General features: G+C 48.6%; 4 protein-coding genes. 2 read left to right on the forward strand and 2 right to left on the reverse strand.

Going from position 1 to position 18,619, the window contains the following annotated elements:
- Positions 1-46 precede the first annotated feature (46 nt).
- Together ACFQ1C_RS06140 and yghU are read left to right on the forward strand one after the other, a co-directional pair.
- On the forward strand, positions 47-16,192 hold the full coding sequence (locus ACFQ1C_RS06140; protein ID WP_379557721.1) for an immunoglobulin-like domain-containing protein: 16,146 nt from the start codon (positions 47-49) through the stop codon (positions 16,190-16,192).
- Between the two features lie 733 nt (positions 16,193-16,925).
- Positions 16,926-17,783, forward strand: a complete 858-nt coding sequence (gene yghU, locus ACFQ1C_RS06145; RefSeq protein WP_379557722.1) for a glutathione-dependent disulfide-bond oxidoreductase — start codon at positions 16,926-16,928, stop codon at positions 17,781-17,783.
- A gap of 118 nt (positions 17,784-17,901) precedes the next feature.
- On the opposite strand, the gene ACFQ1C_RS06150 is transcribed toward yghU, so the two are convergent.
- Together ACFQ1C_RS06150 and ACFQ1C_RS06155 are read right to left on the reverse strand one after the other, a co-directional pair.
- Positions 17,902-18,204, reverse strand: coding sequence for a DsrE family protein (locus ACFQ1C_RS06150; RefSeq protein WP_379557723.1), 303 nt, complete (start codon positions 18,202-18,204; stop codon positions 17,902-17,904).
- Between the two features lie 208 nt (positions 18,205-18,412).
- Positions 18,413-18,574, reverse strand: coding sequence for a TIGR00366 family protein (locus ACFQ1C_RS06155; protein WP_379557724.1), 162 nt, complete (start codon positions 18,572-18,574; stop codon positions 18,413-18,415).
- Between the last annotated feature and the right edge of the window lie 45 nt (positions 18,575-18,619).

Raw genomic sequence — 18,619 nt, forward strand, 5'->3', positions numbered from 1 at the left:
CGTAACTCTGGGTAGTGAAGTACGTACTGGCGATGAGCCGGTGACCGTGACCTTCACCGATCTGAATGGTGATGCGCAAACCATCACCATCAGCAGTGGTAGCACGGGTACGCAGCTTGTGACCATCCCATCCAGCTTGTTTGAAGATGTGTACAAAGAAGCGCCGGCGGAGGTCGTGATTGCGACGGATGTAACGGTTGCAGGTGGTACTGATTTTGAGCAGCTGGGTACACCAACGGTGGGTACGATTACCATCACCGATACCCCCACCGATGTCACGCTGACATTGAATGATGTTAGCGTTAACGAAGGCAGCGGTACGGCACAGATTGAAGCCAGTCTTGATCATGCGCCAGAAACTAAGCTGACGATTACGCTGAGTAATGGTGCAACCATTACCTTCGGTACGGATTATGTGCCGGGTGAAAAAGTCAGCTCGACGCCGTTTGATATCAATAACGGTGAAGATGTGTATGTAGATAACAGCAGTTTTGATGTGTTTGTGAAGAGCACCACGGGCGGTAACTTTGAAAACCTGGTCACCACCGACACCGCCACGGTGACAGTGACTGACACCACTACGCCAGTCACGGCTGAATTAACCGTGAGCAACACGGCAGTCAATGAAGGCGCGGCTGATCTGGTTTATACCGTGACCCTCAAAGATGCCGCGGGCAAGCTCACGCCTGCCAACAATACCGTAACGGTTGAAACCACCCTCGGCACGATTACCATTGAAGCGGGTGCCAGCAGCGGTACGCTGACGGTGCCAGTACAAGGCGACGATGTGTATGTTGACGGTGAAACACTGTCAAACAACATCACGAGTGTGACCGAAGCGAATGCCGGCACGGCAGGCAGCTTTGAACAGATTGATTTTGATAGCACCCATATTGTGAGTACCACTGTCAGCGATACCACTGACACCACCAGCATCAGCTTAACGGCGAGTCCAAACCTGACCGAAGCGGGCGGTGACTTAATCTATACCGTGACTTTGGACAGTCCAGTGCGCGCGGGTGATGATCCGGTCACAGTGACCTTCACTGACCTGAATGGTGATTCACAAACCATCACAGTGAACGAAGGCCAGAGCACAGGTACAGCTACCGTCACCATCCCATCCAGCTTGTTTGAAGATGTGTACACAGAAGCGCCGGCGGAGGTCGTGATTGCGACGGATGTAACGGTTGCAGGTGGTACTGATTTTGAGCTGCTGGGCACGCCAACAGTGGGGAATATCACCATCACCGACACCCCCACCGACGTCACGCTAACATTGAACGATGTTAGCGTTAACGAAGGCAGCGGCACGGCACAGATCACCGCAAGTTTGGATCATGCGCCTGAGACTGAATTAGTGGTAACGCTGAGTAATGGTGCGACCCTTACCTTCGGTACTGATTATGTTGTCGGTACGCCAGTTAGCTCCACACCGTTTGATATCAATAACGGCGAAGATGTGTATGTAGATAACAGCAGCGTTGTTGTCTCGGTGACGGGCACCACGGGCGGTAACTTTGAGCATCTGGTGACCAGCGACACCGCGACAGTGACCGTGACTGACACCACTACGCCTGTCACTGCTGAACTGACGGTTGATAAAACAGCCATCAGCGAAGGTGCCGCGGATCTGGTTTACACCGTGACCCTCAAAGATGCAGCTGGCAATTTAACCCCAGCGAACAACACCGTGACCGTGGAAACGACCTACGGTACGGTCACCATTGCTCAAGGCGCGAGCAGCGGTACGCTGACGGTGCCAGTACAAGGTGACGATGTGTATGTTGACGGTGAAACACTGTCAAACAACATCACGAGTGTGACCGAAGCAAATGCCGGCACGGCAGGCAGCTTTGAACAGATTGATTTTGATAGCACCCATATTGTGAGTACCACTGTCAGCGATACCACCGACACAACGGGCGTCAGCCTGACGGCGAGTCCAAACCTGACCGAAGCGGGCGGTGATTTAACCTATACCGTGACCTTAGACAGTCCAGTGCGTATCGGTGATGATCCAGTCACAGTTACCTTCACGGATCTGAATGGTGATTCACAAACCATTACCGTGGAGTCAGGCAGTAGCACGGGCACAACTACCGTCACTATCCCATCTGAATTGTTTGAAGATGTGTACACAGAAGCGCCGGCGGAGGTCGTGATTGCGACGGATGTAACGGTTGCAGGTGGTACTGATTTTGAGCTGCTGGGCACGCCAACAGTGGGGAATATCACCATCACCGACACCCCCACCGACGTCACGCTAACATTGAACGATGTTAGCGTTAACGAAGGCAGCGGCACGGCACAGATCACCGCGAGCTTGGATCATGCGCCTGAGACTGAATTAGTGGTAACGCTGAGTAATGGTGCGACCCTTACCTTCGGTACTGATTATGTTGTCGGTACGCCAGTTAGCTCCACACCGTTTGATATCAATAACGGCGAAGACGTGTATGTAGATGGCAGCAGCTTTGATGTGTTTGTGAAGAGCACCACGGGCGGTAACTTCGAAAATCTGGTGACCAGCGACACCGCGACGGTGACCGTGACTGACACCACTACGCCTGTCACTGCTGAACTGACGGTTGATAAAACAGCCATCAGCGAAGGTGCCGCGGATCTGGTTTACACCGTGACCCTCAAAGATGCAGCTGGCAATTTAACCCCAGCGAACAACACCGTGACCGTGGAAACCACCCTCGGCACGATTACCATTGAAGCGGGTGCCAGCAGCGGTACGCTGACGGTGCCAGTACAAGGTGACGATGTGTATGTTGACGGTGAAACACTGTCAAACAACATCACGAGTGTGACCGAAACGAATGGCGGCACGGCAGGCAGCTTTGAAGACTTAGGCTTTAAGCCTGATGCAGTAGAAACAGTGGTCAGTGATACCACGGACACCACCAGCGTTAGCTTAACCGCCAGTCCGGATCTGACTGAAGCGGGCGGTGAGTTAACCTACACCGTAACTCTGGGTAGTGAAGTACGTACTGGCGATGAGCCGGTGACCGTGACCTTCACCGATCTGAACGGGGTTGAGCAAACCATTACCGTGGCCGCAGGCAGCGACACCGGCACCGTTGATGTCACTATCCCGCCGAGCTTATTTGAAGATGTGTACACCGAAGCGCCGGCGGAGGTCGTGATTGCGACGGATGTAACGGTTGCTGGTGGTACTGATTTTGAGCAGCTGGGCACGCCAACGGTGGGTACGATGACCATCACGGATACTGATACGGATGTGACGTTGACATTGAACGATGTCAGCGTGAATGAAGGAGCAGGTACCGCGCAAATCACTGCCAATCTTGATCATGCACCAGAGACTGAATTAGTGGTAATGCTGAATAATGGCGCAACCATCACCTTTGGCCCAACCTATACGCCGGGTGATCTGGTCAGTTCTACACCGTTTGATATTAATAACGGCGAAGACGTCTATCTGGATGAGAGCAGCTTTGCTGTCTCTGTCACTGGCACGACCGGCGGTAACTTTGAGAATTTGATCACCACGGACACCGCGACGGTGACAGTGACTGACACCACTATGCCTGTCACTGCTGAACTGACGGTTGATAAAACAGCCGTCAGCGAAGGTGCTGCGGATCTGATTTACACCGTGACCCTCAAAGATGCCGCTGGCAATTTAACCCCAGCGAACAATGCCGTCACGGTTGAAACCACTTACGGCACCATCATCATTGCTCAGGGCGCAAGCAGCGGTACACTGGTCAAGCCAGTGCAGGGTGATGATGTGTATGTTGACGGTGAAACACTGTCAAACAACATCACCAGTGTGACCGAAGCAAATGCCGGCACGGCAGGCAGCTTTGAACAGATTGATTTTGATAGCACCCATATTCTGAGTACCACTGTCAGCGATACCCTGACTCCAGTCACAGTTAAACTGAGTGTTGATAAAACAGCCGTAAGCGAAGGTGCGGCGGATCTGGTGTACACAGTGACCTTGACGGATACCAATGGTAATCCGGTTATTGCTAATAACGCTGTGACCGTGACCACGAGTTTCGGGGATGTGATTATTGCGGCGGGTGATAGCAGCGCCACACAAGCGAAAGTTGTGCAGGGCGACGATGTGTACAAAGATGACGAAACCGTCACTAACGCTATTACCTCAGTGGTTGAAGCAAACGCTGGTACTGTGAATAGTTTCGAGCAGCTTGGCTTTGATGGCACTGCCGTGAGCACTGTTGTCAGTGACACCATTGACCCCGTTTACGCACAAATCACTGTGGCTCAAGCCTCTGTGCTAGAGGGCGGCACACTGAAATATACGGTCAGTTTAGTCGATGCTAATGGCCAGCCAGTTGAGGTTGCGGTAGGAAAAACTGTTGATGTTCAACTGAATTGGAGCGGTGCAGCAGCTAACTTGGGAGATGTTGATAGTTTGCCTACCAGCATCACTATTGGTGCAAGCCAATCATCAGCCACCTTTGATGTTGTGACCAAAGTAGATGCAGTGACTGAATATAGCGAACCACTGACTGCAACTATTAGCGGACTGGTAGATCAGGGTACTGTTAAATTCGAGGACTTGAGAGTTGGCAGCGCAAATGTTGCCAACTCCAACATCCTCGATGCACCAACCATTACGGCAGTGGATGATAATGGCAGTGCTATAAACGGCCAGATTACCGTATATGAGAAAGGCCTAAATGCCGCTGCAGATACCTCAGAAACAGCATCTGGTGTTTTGCGTGTGACTGCACCGAGTGGGTTAGACAGTATCAGCATTGCTGGTACGACCATTACTTTGGCGCAATTACAAGGTCTAGCAGGTGCAGCACAGACAATTACTATTGCAGGCCATGGCACATTAACGCTGACCGGTATGACCGCCAACGCCACCAGCAATGGTAGTGAGGTGAGCTGGGATATCAGCTATGAATACACCTTAACTGATGCACAAACCCATGCTGACGCGGGTGGTACTAATTCACTGCTGAAAGATATTGCTTTGGGTGTTACCGCGAAAACTGCGGACGGTACGGGTGTGATTGGCGAAGTTGCTGGCTCTTTAGGTGTGCTGGTGATTGATGATGTGCCCCAGGCAGCTAACGACACCGGCACTATTGTTGAAGACGGTGCTAACCCGCTAACGGGCAATGTGCTGACTAACGATAAGTTAGGTGCAGATACACAAACAAACCCTGTTGTCGAAGTTGGCTTTGGCGCAACGTCAGGCACTATTGGTACTGCACTCAGTGGCGCTTACGGTCAATTAACCTTAAACGCTGATGGTACTTACAGCTATCAGTTGGACAACACAAACGTCACTGTTAATGGTCTTAAAGACGGTGACATTCTCACTGAGGAATTTACTTATACCATTAAGGATGCGGATGGTGACTCAAGTACTGCAACCATCACTATTACCATTGATGGTAAAACTGATGGTGTACCAACGTTAGTCATTGCTGACAACAACGACCTTGAGGTTGGTGATCACAGCATTGCTGAGAACGCGACAGCACCCGTCACCGGAAACTTTACCATTACGGCTCCCGATGGTCTTCAGCAGATCACTGTAGGTACAAAGGTAGTCAGCGCGGCACAATTGGCTGATTTAACTGCCAACCCAGTGACTATTTCAGGCGCAGAAGGCACCTTAATACTAACTGGCTTTAATGTCGCAACCGGTGAAGTGACTTACAGCTACCAGCAGACTGGTACCAATAAAAACCACAGCGGCGGTAAAAACAGCGTCACCGATACATTCCCGATCATCGTCACTGATAACGGTGGCGATAGCACGGTTTCAGCTGATTTGACGATTCTGATTACAGACACAGTTCCAGCTGCTGAGGCTGATACCAATAGCGTACCGTCCGGTAGCTATGCTGCGGTGACGGGCAACGTGATTAGCAATGACACCCAAGGTGCCGATGGCGCTAAAGTGAGTCAGGTTCAGGGTAAAAATGCTGCCACTATAATTTCACCAACTGGTAACACAGTGGTTGAAGGCACATACGGTAACCTGACCATTCACTCCGATGGCACTTACAGTTATCAGCGTAATGCAGGTTCTGAAGGTGGCGTTGATGATGTGTTCACTTACACCTTGCGTGATGGTGATGGCGATACTGTTAACACGACACTCACTATTAGCATTGCCGATCATGCTCCTATCCTTGATATACCAGCAGCAGGTGGTGCAACAACCACTGTGTACGAGTCAGGTTTGACCGGTGGTACCGAGCAAGGCAGTAATAAACACACAGCTATCGGCACCATTGATTTTACTGCAAAAGATGGGCTGACTACTGTCACATTGGGTGGTCATACGTTGACGGATGTTAACCAAACTTTCGCAGGCGGCCTGACCGCACGCTATGAATACAATGCTAATGGTGAAGGTGTTATCCACTACAGCTACACCCTGCCTGAAGCAGTTGATTCAACGACTAAAACGTCACAAAGCTTTGCCATTACCGTAACTGATAACGATGGTGATGCAGCGCCAGCCGGCGACTTGGTGATTAATATCATCAACGATGCACCGCTGGTGGTGAAAGATGACGGTGAAGTTAAAGAAGGCTACACATTAACTAAGACTGCAATTGAGGGTCTCTTAGCCAACGATACATCGGGTGCTGATGGTTGGGTTGCTACCGGTGGTGTGATTGGCGTTCAGTTTGCCAGCGGTACTGTGCAGACAGTTACTGCAGCGGGTACGATCATTGAAGGTACTTACGGTACCTTGACGCTTAAATCTGATGGTAGTTACAGTTATCAGGCCAAGCCAAACGTGACCACTGGTCCTGCGGTATCTGATGAGTTTACTTACACAGTCAAAGATGCTGATGGCGATACCAAAGAGACAACCTTAACCATTAAGGTGACGGATGTATCGGGTGCGTTGAAGGACACGCAGGGTACAGTCTATGAGTCGGGTCTGGCTGACGGTACCGCGCCAAGTGATATCACTAGCAAAATCACTGACCAATCCTTGAATCTTGATAGCAATTGGACAGTTAAAGAGCTTACAACTTTTACAACACCTGCAGGAACATTCACTGTTAAAACTGACGGCACCTACAGCTATGTCTTAAATAATGCTGTGACTGAAAATGTCGTCTCTACAGTAGAAATATTTGAGTTCGATGTGGTTGATCAGTATGGCAATATTGCCAAGAACACCGTCACCATTAAAATCATGGACGATGCGCCGTTAGCGACAGCAGATACAGCGACCATCGCTGAGGATGATGCTCTTACCGTTGGCGGTAACGTCTTTACCAATGACAAGCTGGGTGCTGATAATGCAAACAGTGCTGCGCCTGTTACAGGTATTCAATTTGGTACAGATGTTGGTGTTGTAGGTACTGGATTAGAAGGTGCTTACGGCTCACTAGTGCTCAACGCTGATGGTACTTATACCTACACGCTGGACAATGATAATGCCGCAGTCAACGCCCTGAAAACGGGTAAATCACTGACTGAAGTCTTCACCTACACCATCACTGATGCGGATGGCGATACAGCCACCACTACACTGACCATTACCATTAATGGTAAAACAGATGGTGATCCAACGATTACGCCTGATGATGGTAATGAGGGAGCTTCAACAAGTCTGGAGCAGCAAGGCCAGGCCACGGTCTATGAGAAAGGTTTAGTGGAGACTGATAACAGTCAAATCACCACTGGCACCATCACCCTTAATACACCTGACGGTTTAGCGAGCATCGATGTGGGTGGCACGCTGATTACGCTTGCCCAGTTGCAAGGGTTAAGTCCGACTACACAAATCACAATTACAACTCCGCAAGGTATCATCACCGTTACTGGCTTTACGCCAGGCACTACAGTGGGTGGTGTGCCGACTGCAGCTACAGTTGCGTATAGCTATGAGCTGAAAGAAGTACAGAGCACCCCTGAAACAACTAGCCCTGTTAATCCAGGCTTAAACAACTTTGATGATATCGCTCTTATCGTGACTGATGCGGGCGGTGTAACACACTCCGGTAGTCTGCAAGTCAATATTATCGACGATACGCCAACGGCTAATGACGATAGCGTTAACGTTGCCGCTGATGGCTTTGCCGCAAACGGTAATGTCGTGACTAACGATCGCCAAGGTGCCGATACAGCCAAGGTTACAAAAGTGACAACGGCTGGCGGTGCAGATGTTGTAGTCCCAGAAACAGGTAGTGCTACGGTTGTTGGCGTACACGGTACGTTAACAATTCAAGCTGATGGTACTTACACCTACCAGCGGGCAAATAATGTGAAAAGTGGTTCAGTCGATGAGTTTACTTACACGCTGAGCGATGCTGATGGTGACATCGATACCGCTACGCTGACTGTCACAGTGCAAGATGGTACGCCGACACTGGCTATTCCAGCAGTAGGGGATGCGGGCACAACTGTGTATGAGTCTGGCTTGACCAATGGTACAAGCACTGACAAAACCCTAAAAACCACCTCCGGCACCATTGATTTCTTCACTAACGATGGCATGCCGAGTATTACATTGGCAGGTCAAACACTCACATCAGTTGACACAGCTATTACTGGTGCAGATGGATTAACTGCACGTTATGAGCATGATCCAACCACAGGTTTAGGTAAAATTCACTACACCTATACCTTGCCAGAAACAGTGATTGATACTGTGGGTGATACCTCGAAAACATTCACGGTCACAGTCAGTGATGGTGATACCACGCCGGATAGCGCAGCCGGTAACCTTGTTATTAAAGTGGTCAACGATGCACCTCTCGTTTCAGGTACCGGAACCATTCCTACCATTGAGGTTGATGAAACCGCATTGGCGACGTCTAACACTGGAGAGTTTGCCTCTGCCTTTACTGTTAACTATGGTGCAGATGGCCAAGCAGCTACAGGCGCGCTTGTGTATAGCTTTGAAATTGACTCTGTAATAGCCACTGATATGACAGATGTTGCGACGGGCAAAGCTATTGATTTGTTTATGAATGGCACAAGTGTCGAGGGTCGAGTGACTGGCACAACGGATGTTGCTTTCACCGTGAGTGTGGATGCAAATGGTAAGGTGACTTTAACTCAAGTTCGTGCATTGGAGCATCCAAATACAACTAATCCAGATGATGCAGTAAGTTTGCCAAGCGGCGCATTGAGCCTAAAAGCGACTGTGACTGATGGTGATGGTGACGAGGCGTCTGCAAGTATTAGTTTGGGTGATAAGCTTAGCTTTAAAGATGATGCACCAACTATTACCGTTGATAATACACAGCTCGGCAGGTTAGAAGTTGATGAAACGAATTGGGCTGAGGATAAAGTCACTGCAACAGATGCAACCTTTATCAATGGCGTCTTCGATGTCAATTATGGTGCTGACGGTTCCGCTGGTACGACTTACGCTTTAACTGTGACTGATGCTGTTAATAGCGGCCTGCTTGATACGGCTTCGGGTAAGGCGATCACTCTACATAAAGATGGCAATAACATTGTTGGTAAAGTCACAGGTACTGAGGATGTCGCTTTCACCATCAGTATTGATGCTAATTCTGGCTCAGTTACCCTAACGCAAACGCGTCCGATCCAGCATCCAATTACCATTGATCCTGATGATGCAGTTACGATCAAGACTGATGCAATCTTTGTCACCGCCACAGCTACCGATGGTGACGGAGATGCTGTGACTAGCACCGCCGTTGATGTTGGTGGTCGCTTTACTTTTAAAGACGACGGTCCGAGTATTGATGCTGGTAGTGTGACAGCAGGTAATGTGATTGATGAGAAGTACCTTGCCAGCGGTAGTGCCCCCGGTACTGATGAACAGAAGCGATCAGTAGGTTCATTAGGCGTTAAGTTTGGCGCTGATAAAGCGGGAGATGTGGTATTTACTGAAGCCACTATAACTGCTCTGAATGGGCAGAGCATCAAATCAAGTGGAGAGGCTGTAACCTACGCTCTGACAGATAGTCATACCATTACCGCAACAGCTAATGGTAAAACAGTCTTTACTGTCAAAATTACTAACCCTCAAGGCACGCCAGGTTATGAACTCACTCTGCAAGGTCCATTGGATCACGCAGTGGGTGCGGATCCTGTAGGTATCGTGCTGGGCTTTACAAATCTTGTTGTCACTGACCGCGATGGTGACTCAGTCACAACGAGTTTTAATGTATTGGTTAAAGATGATGTGCCAGCTGCTAAGGCCATCACTGTTGATGAAGACTCAACTGCATTGAGCACAGATAAGGGTAATACCTTTAATACCAACGCTGATGCGACTCAAAGCAATACATCAATTGATGCTGGAGCAATGCCTGCGCACGGTACGGCTACTGTTAATACCAATGGCACCATCACTTATGTACCAAACGGCAATTACAGCGGTGCAGATATCTTCACCTACACCACCATGGTCAATGGTGTTTCCAAAACCTTTACGGTGAATGTGACTGTGAATCCAATCTCAGATGCACCGCAGCTTGAAAGTAATAAAACACTGGTGACTCCTGAAGATACATCAATAGCACTGGGTCTTAAAACGCCAGTTGTTACCGATAAAGATGACCAAAACACTACGAGTACTCTGGGAGATGATCCTGAGCTTTTAGGTGTTATCACCTTAAGCTTGAGCGGTACTGCAAATGCAATAGGAACATTGACCAACACTGCAGGGGATGTAACTTATACACATACTGATGGTGTGTATAAGTTCGTCATCACCGGCGTAGCTGATTTACACCTGAGTGGTTTAACAGGTGATGGGGCAGTTAACTACGTTACAAAAACCGAATACGAGGCCATTAAAGCGCTACCGGCAGCCGACCGTCATGAAAACTTTACCGTTAAGGTTTCGGTCGATAGCTATGAAGTCGATGGCAGTGGTAACAAGTTAGCCAGCGTTCCCGGTGCTAACAGCTCACAAACCATCACCGTTGATGTGCAGGCTATTACGGATGATATTGTCCTCAAAGTACAGCAAGGTGTTGCGCAAACTGATGTTGTTGTAGCTATTCCAGGTACTGATAAAGTTGCTGATATTACTTTTAATGAAGACACATCCTTCAACCTGACTAGTATTCTTGCGCCGGATGCCTTTAAGGATCTGGACGGCAGTGAAACCCGTTATTTAGGTCTAACAGGCTTGCCTGAAGGTACGATCATTGCTGTTGATGGTAATACGTTTACTGTAGGTACAAGTTCGCTCGGATTTCCACAGGCGCCAAATATAACAATTGATGGCAATAGTTATGTTGGGATGAGTATTCCTGGTACACAAGGAGCACTGCCAAATATTACGATCACACCACCGAAGGATTTTAGTGGTGACCTGAGTAATATTAACGTTATTTTAGGCGCATTGGATGCCGATGCTGATAGTTCAGGCAATTCAGGTTTTATTACTCCTGTCTGGCAAACAGACAGTGTGACCATTAACCTGCACGTCAAACCAGTAGCAGGTGACGTTGTCGCAGGTAACGTAACAACTGCAGAAGATACGTCTGTAGATTTCCTTAAAGAAGTTCGCGTAACTGATACAGATACCACCAATGGTACTGAAGTGATCTACTCAGTAGCCTTTGAAATCCCTGCAGGCTGGGTAGTAACAGCACCTGCGAGTGGTTCTGATTGGAGTGTTTCTGGTACTGGTACAGCAGCGGATAAATACACTATTACCTTCACCGCTGGTACTGAAGCTGAGCGCGAAGCTGTATTGAAAGGCTTTACGATCAAGCCGCCAGCGCACAACAGTTTGGATGCGACGATTAATCTGGATATAACAACTACTGATACTAACACCACTGGGACTGACATTAAAACTGTGACCAAACCAGTGAAAATCACCGTCACCCCAGTTGCTGAAAAAGTTGGTGTAGACTCTGATGGTGCCAATGGTACCGACCTCACCATCAACGCCGATCATGAATACAAGACTCCAGGCTATGAAGATGAGTGGTTTACTCTTGGTATTGAGGGTACGTTTGAACTGGATGCAGCTTGGACGAATGAGGACTCCGACGAGTTCACCTTTGCTCAGTTCACACCAGAGCTTGTTGCCGGCACGGGTGATGTTGGTCAAACCGATGCGCAGGGTTCTATCTTTAGATACAAAGATACTGGTGGTAACTGGCATGAGTTTGTCTATGTGGGCGAGCCTATTCGTATTCCAAAGGAGTTTTTAAACTCATTAGAGTTTAAAGCTGTAGAAAACTTCTCGGGAACCTTCACCATTAAAGTTGAAGCCGTCACGGTTGACTTTGATGATGATAACGAACCTGAACCTACAGTGACGTGGGATCCGAACAATCCAAATGCAATCTTTGATTTGGCTGCGCAGCAAAATGCCAGCGTGATTGTGAGTGGTAGCGCATCATTAACTAACGTAGAAATTAGAGGCGTTGCCGATGATATTGCCTTGTCGCTTAATGGCTTTGCGCGAGGTAAGGAAGATCAGCCGATTGATTTAGATATCAATGCGTTGAGTTCTGATAAATCAGAAGAAATCACTATAGTGATAAATGATATTCCAGTGGGCGCAACTATTACCTATATCAATAGTGATGGTACTCCTGGAACCTTTACTGCGCAGATAGGAAACACCACCTTAGAGTTGAAAGATTTCAACGGTGCCGGTGCTGCCAACCAGCCTCGCTTCCCGCTGACCTACCAAGCGCCTGATAACGTGAGTGGCAACTTCACCTTAAACGTGACAGCTCAGTCAGAGGAAAAAGCTCTTAACGGTGATGATTCCGCTGTGTATACGCTACCGGTTAATATTTTTGTTGAAGGTGTTGCAGATGATGCAGAAGTAAATCTAAACCTTGGTTCTGATCCTGTTGATAATCCTAAAATACCAACTTTCGAAGAGAAAACACTGGATACCGATGGCGGGCATATAAAACTAACTGATCTAGTTACCAGTGTGACAACACCTGATACAGATGGCTCAGAAGTGGTCACTGTGCGTATCAGTGGTTTGCCAGAAGACTTTAAGTTGACCGGTGCCACGCTATTGCAAGCTGGCACAGGAGCAGATCGTATTTGGACGGTTGCCAAAAGTAATTTGGGTAGTGTGAAAATCGAAACACCCAATAACTTCAGTGGCGAGGTGACTTTCCAAGTAGCAGGTGTTACCACTGAAACGGGCGTAGCGGGTGGTGACTCTAAAACGATGTCATCTACGGATGTGACCTTTGTCGTTACACCGTCACCGGAAGCCATTACCACGACCAGCGCTGTTTTGGTTGAGGATGAGAATGATATTACTTCATTGAACTTTGATATTGTTCATCAGAATGGTGATACGGATGAGACTTTAGGCAGCGTCTTTGTTGAAAAGAGTCAATTAGACACTGCTGGCTTTACGCTATATATAGGTGAGACAGAGTTAAGTGCTGCTGGGTTAGGCTCAAAAACTATTGATGATAAAGACTATTATATCTTATCCGCCGAGCAGGCCAAGACCTTAGCCGCTAAAGGCGCTGAGCATAAAGACGGTGCTATTGGCTCTTTCGACTTTAAATATGAAGTAACGGACGGGCATTATGGAGCAGTAGTCTCTGGCGACCCTGTGACCGTCGTTAAAGATGGTAACTTCACGTTAACCGCTACACCAGTAACTGATACGGTTTACACTGTTATTTATGCCATTAGCGGCACGCTTGGCACAACGGTAAGCTCAAATAAATACACAGATGATGATGCTGAACCAGATACTGTAGTTCTTACTGCAGCCGATACTGTCACTGTGAATATGAAGGTGACGTCACTGGATAATGACGGCAGTGAGCATGTGATCCGAGTATTGATCGAAGGCGTGCCAGTTGGGGTAACGGTAGAGGGTGCAGAGCAGATTGATGGCAATACTTGGGTGCTTATCTATGAAGGTGCGGCGGCTCAGTCTATTACTGCAGCAGGTATCGATATTCCAGTCATCTTTATCGTTGGACCTAAAGTTTCTGGTCAAAACTCTGAAGCTGCAGCGAAGATCAAGATGACCGTCCAGTCTAAGGATCGTGGCAAGGACCCAGATTCAAACACTGCAACTGAACAGGATTCAGTAAACTGGCATCTCAAAGTTGACTACCCAGCAGGCGACGGGCGTGAGCCTTTAGTTGTTAATGAGTGGGTGTATAAAGACGTAGGTGTTAGCGAGGATACGCCGTTTGAGCTCTCAGATATTTTGAGCGGAACCATGGCTGAAGAAACATCAGTGTATCCAAACACGTTAACAGTGACTTTAAGCGATGTGCCGGAAGGAACTGTGATTGCTGGCATGACTATGACCAGTCAGCAGATGTTTGATGAGTTAGGTAACTCCTTAGGCTTTAAAGATGTTTGGACTGCGAGCACAACTGTTCCGGCAGGTAGTAATGGGCAGGCAGAGTTAGATGCTCTTCTGAAAAGTATTGAAATCACATCGCCACTCGATAAAAACGATAACAATAGTCAGGGTGAGTTTACCTTTAATGCCAGCTTAAGCACCTCAGTCGCGGGTGGTGACAGTCAGGTCTCTGAAATACCTAAGGCCGATATGGTGATCCCCGTCGCTCCGGTGACAGATGAGGCGATTATCACTGTGGCGGCCAGTAACGTTGCTGAGGGCAGTGACAGTATTCCAGTAACGATTACGGTTGCTAAGGGTGTTGATGGTGCGTTTGGAGAAATAGTGGATGGCAAGGCTTATGTACAAGTTAGCAACGCTGATGGCGTTTTAACTTTAGCTGATGGCACCGCGTTAGCTATTGAAGAAATTGATGGAGAGAATTATTACGTAGTGCAGGTCGGCAAAGATGGCGGCACTGCTGGGTTGAAATACACGCCTAATACGGGTGTCATCTTGCAGCCCGGTGATGTGACCTTTACGGTGAAAGTGACCACCCAAGAGCAAGCGCCTACAGGATCAACTGACATACCTGCGCCAGTAACAACCACCGAGTCAGTCACCAGCACAATAGAAATTGTCAACAATGGTGTGACTGTTGAAAGTACGCTTGTTACAGGTGACGAGGCTGATAGTTCGGGTGAGTCTAATGCGATTGAGCTAACAGGAGCCGGCGGCTTAAAAGTTGACCTGATTGACACTGATGGCTCTGAGGCGATCAATGTCATTATGTTGGCTGGTTTACCCAACGGTTTCCTTGTTTATGTAGGTACTTCGGCAGGAGATGCCACCCAAGCGACGTTAACTAATAACGCCGGTGGTGACGGTACAACCAATACTTGGATTTTATCTGAAGGTGTTTTACCGGGCTATGTGGCTATCTTACCGCCAGCTTATTGGAGCGGTACGCTTAAAGATCTTAAGCTCATTGTAGAGTCTGGAGAGGTGGATCTGAGTGATAAGCTGACTGAGTCAACCGCCATTGCTAATGTCGTTATTGATGCAAAAGCAGATGGTTTGGTGATTAACCCGACTCGAGCTTTTGGTAAAGAAGGCGATGTTATTGCACTGAACTTAAACGCTGCGATGAATGACCCTGATCCTGCAACGTCAACTCAACCTGATGACAGTACAGAAACGACTAGTTTGATTCTGACAGGCTTGGGTGAGCATGCAGAGTTCTTTATTAAGGGCGTGCATTTAGATACCAGTGAGAGCACAGGGCGTACCGTGACCTATGATGTTAGCAATCAGAGTTACACCATTACTGGCTTGAGTCAGGATGATCTGAATGCTCTAGGCTTTAAGCAGGCTAAGTCTGCTTTGGTAGACCAGGATTTAGATAAGTCAGGTCTGCAAATTGGGGTAGAAGCTTGGACTGTCGAAAGCTCAAATGCTGACAGCACTAAAGTTACCAGCGAAAAAGCCACAATTGATTTGAATATTTCAAATCAATTAGCAGGTACCGGTGACGATACTCTGATTTGGACTGGTCAAGCCATTAACGGCCGAGGTGGTGAAGACACTATTCAATTGCGCTTTGGCGAGAGTTTGTCTGGTACTCAATTATCTGATCAGCTAAAAAACATTGAAGTCATTGATATGCAGGGTTCAGGTGCCAACACCATCACCGGCCTTACCGTCGCAGATGTGATTGGCATGACAGATAGTGACAATGTGCTGAAAATATTTGGTGACTCAGAAGATGAGATCACCTTAGGTAAAGAGTGGACCAAAGTAGCAGATGGTAACGATGATGATGGTAACTACACCAGCTATACTGGTGTAAATAACACCGAACTAAAAGTATATGAGGTACCCACTACTATGATTGAGTAACTAATTCTCAATAATTCATAACCGAAAAAAACCTTGGCCACTCAATGCGGCTAAGGTTTTTTTTGTTTTTTGTAGGGTGCGTAATTTAGTCTGTCTGTTCTGCATTACAGCTGAACAAAGGGTCTTCTTCATCGACACGCTGCAGGCTAATGACACTCACAATTTTAGCCTACTGCGAACATTCACTGGATGTTCGTTAAGCTAAAACAGTTCGTCACGGCCAGCCTTGCTCGCCCCCCTAGCTTCAACACATGGCTTCTATATTATGTGATGGTCGGTGAAGAAGAGCCCTTTATCCGGCTACACGTCACTGTGTAGCCTATTGGCATCGATTACTGACGCCCTTGAGCTAATGGTTTAAATCAAGCAATTCCCCTAAGGAAACTGATTTGCGCCTGCGGCCCAATGCGAGAGCAAGCGTTCGCCTACAAAAAACAGGCAACTCGGTGCTCATGGGAAGGCCGAGTGCGTCTGCTCCGCCGCCCCTCCGCGCCAAGGATGGCGCGGCGGAGCCCCCAGGGATGGGTTTACGGCGAGTCGAGCTGAGTAGTGCGCTCTGCCTGACTTATACCCAAAACGTCAACAAAAAGATGTTACTAAGTGACAGGCCTACAGGGGCAGCTTGCGGCCGAAGGTTTCGTTACAAAAGAGTCCTGGGCAGTAAAACAGAACAGTTATTTAATCTGTTTGGTATAATCACGATTCAATGATGATGGTTTTTTAAGGAGACAGTATGACCCGCGAATACCAACCACCTACCGTGTGGACTGAGCCAGCAGACGATGGCAGCACGTTTGCCAAAACAAATCGTCCGATATCCGGCGCGACCCACAAGCAAGACTTACCGCAAGGTGCGCACCCGCTGCAGCTGCATTCTATGGGTACGCCCAATGGCCAAAAAGTCACCATTATGCTGGAAGAACTGCTGGCGCTGGGCGTGACGGAGGCCGAATACGATGCGCACCTAATCAGCATTGGCGACGGTGACCAGTTTTCCAGCGGCTTTGTGTCGATTAATCCTAATTCAAAGATCCCTGCGCTACTGGATTGCTCTGGTGATAAACCGCTGCGAGTATTTGAGTCCGGCAACATACTGCTGTATTTGGCAGAAAAATTTGGCCACTTTTTGCCGACCAATATTGCCGAGCGCACCGAAACCCTAAATTGGCTGTTTTGGCTACAAGGCTCGGCGCCGTACTTGGGCGGTGGCTTCGGTCATTTTTATCATTATGCGCCACATAAAATTGAGTACGCCATTAACCGCTTCACCATGGAAACCAAGCGTCAGCTCGATGTACTGGACAAGCAACTAGCAGATAAGCCCTTCATTGCAGGCAACGAGTACAGCATTGCCGATATCGCCATCTGGCCCTGGTATGGCAACCTGGTGTTGGGCCGGGCGTACGATGCTGCCGAGTTTATTGATGCCGCGAGTTATACCCACGTGCAACGCTGGGCGAAAGAGATTGCCGCACGGCCCGCAGTACAAAGAGGGCGCATTGTGAATCGCACTAATGGTGAGCCAGGTGAAGCCTTGGCCGAGCGTTACTCAGCGGCAGACATTGATGCCGTGCTTGCACTTAAAGAGTAAAGGGTGATGGGTAAAGAGTGAAGTGGACGAGACTAGCCTAAACCCAATAAACCTCAGCTCAGAGCTGTTCATTCAACATTAAAAATTAAGTATTCAACATTGCCGCACAACGGGCGAGCTAGGCCCTTATATAACTCCAGCCTTGTTGTTGGCGTTCGCTTAAGTGCAGTATGGCGGCGTTTACCTGCTGAATGTCGCTGGGCGCGGTAATGTTTTGGGCCGTGATGCTGTTTTGGCATAACCGCAGCCGAGCCCGAATATCGGGGTCGGTAATGCTTACCGCCGTGGCCACGGCGGGGCCATTTACCACCAGCTCTACTTGCGCATCAGGTCGGGCGCGCAGCAGGTTGCGCAAGTTGGCTTGGGCGCGCTGCAAGGCGGGCTCGGTGGGCGCGTGAATAATCACCTTGAGTAAGTCCACAACAACTCCTTTAAAGAAAAGGCATAACGGGTGTGGTTATTTTGCCACGTAAACCAATAGCGAAGAGCGATATTGATCGAGAAAGTGGGAATCCAAGAGCGGTGGCGCAGAGCGGTCAGCCTGCGGGTTACCTGCAAAACCACTGGATTCCCGCCTTCGCGAGAATGACGGCAATAACATGGCCCCCGCTTGCGCGGGGACGCTAATGTTAGGCCATAAAATACAGCACTGCGGAAATCACGAGACCGGAATACAGCAACATGATCAGGCAATAGCCCATAATATCACGCGCGCCCAAGCCAACAATGCCCAGCAGCGGCAGGGCCCAGAAGGGCTGTATCATGTTGGTCCAGGCATCACCCGAGGGCAAAAATCATTTCGAAAGGTCAATAGCCCCTGCATTGACGCTGAATCA

Source organism: Oceanisphaera ostreae (genome assembly GCF_042676125.1).
Classification (GTDB): domain Bacteria; phylum Pseudomonadota; class Gammaproteobacteria; order Enterobacterales; family Aeromonadaceae; genus Oceanimonas; species Oceanimonas ostreae.

Coding starts and splice junctions, on each gene's coding strand:
- yghU (WP_379557722.1), top strand. CDS start 16,926: ATGACCCGCGAATACCAACCACCTACCGTGTGGACTGAGCCAGCAGAC.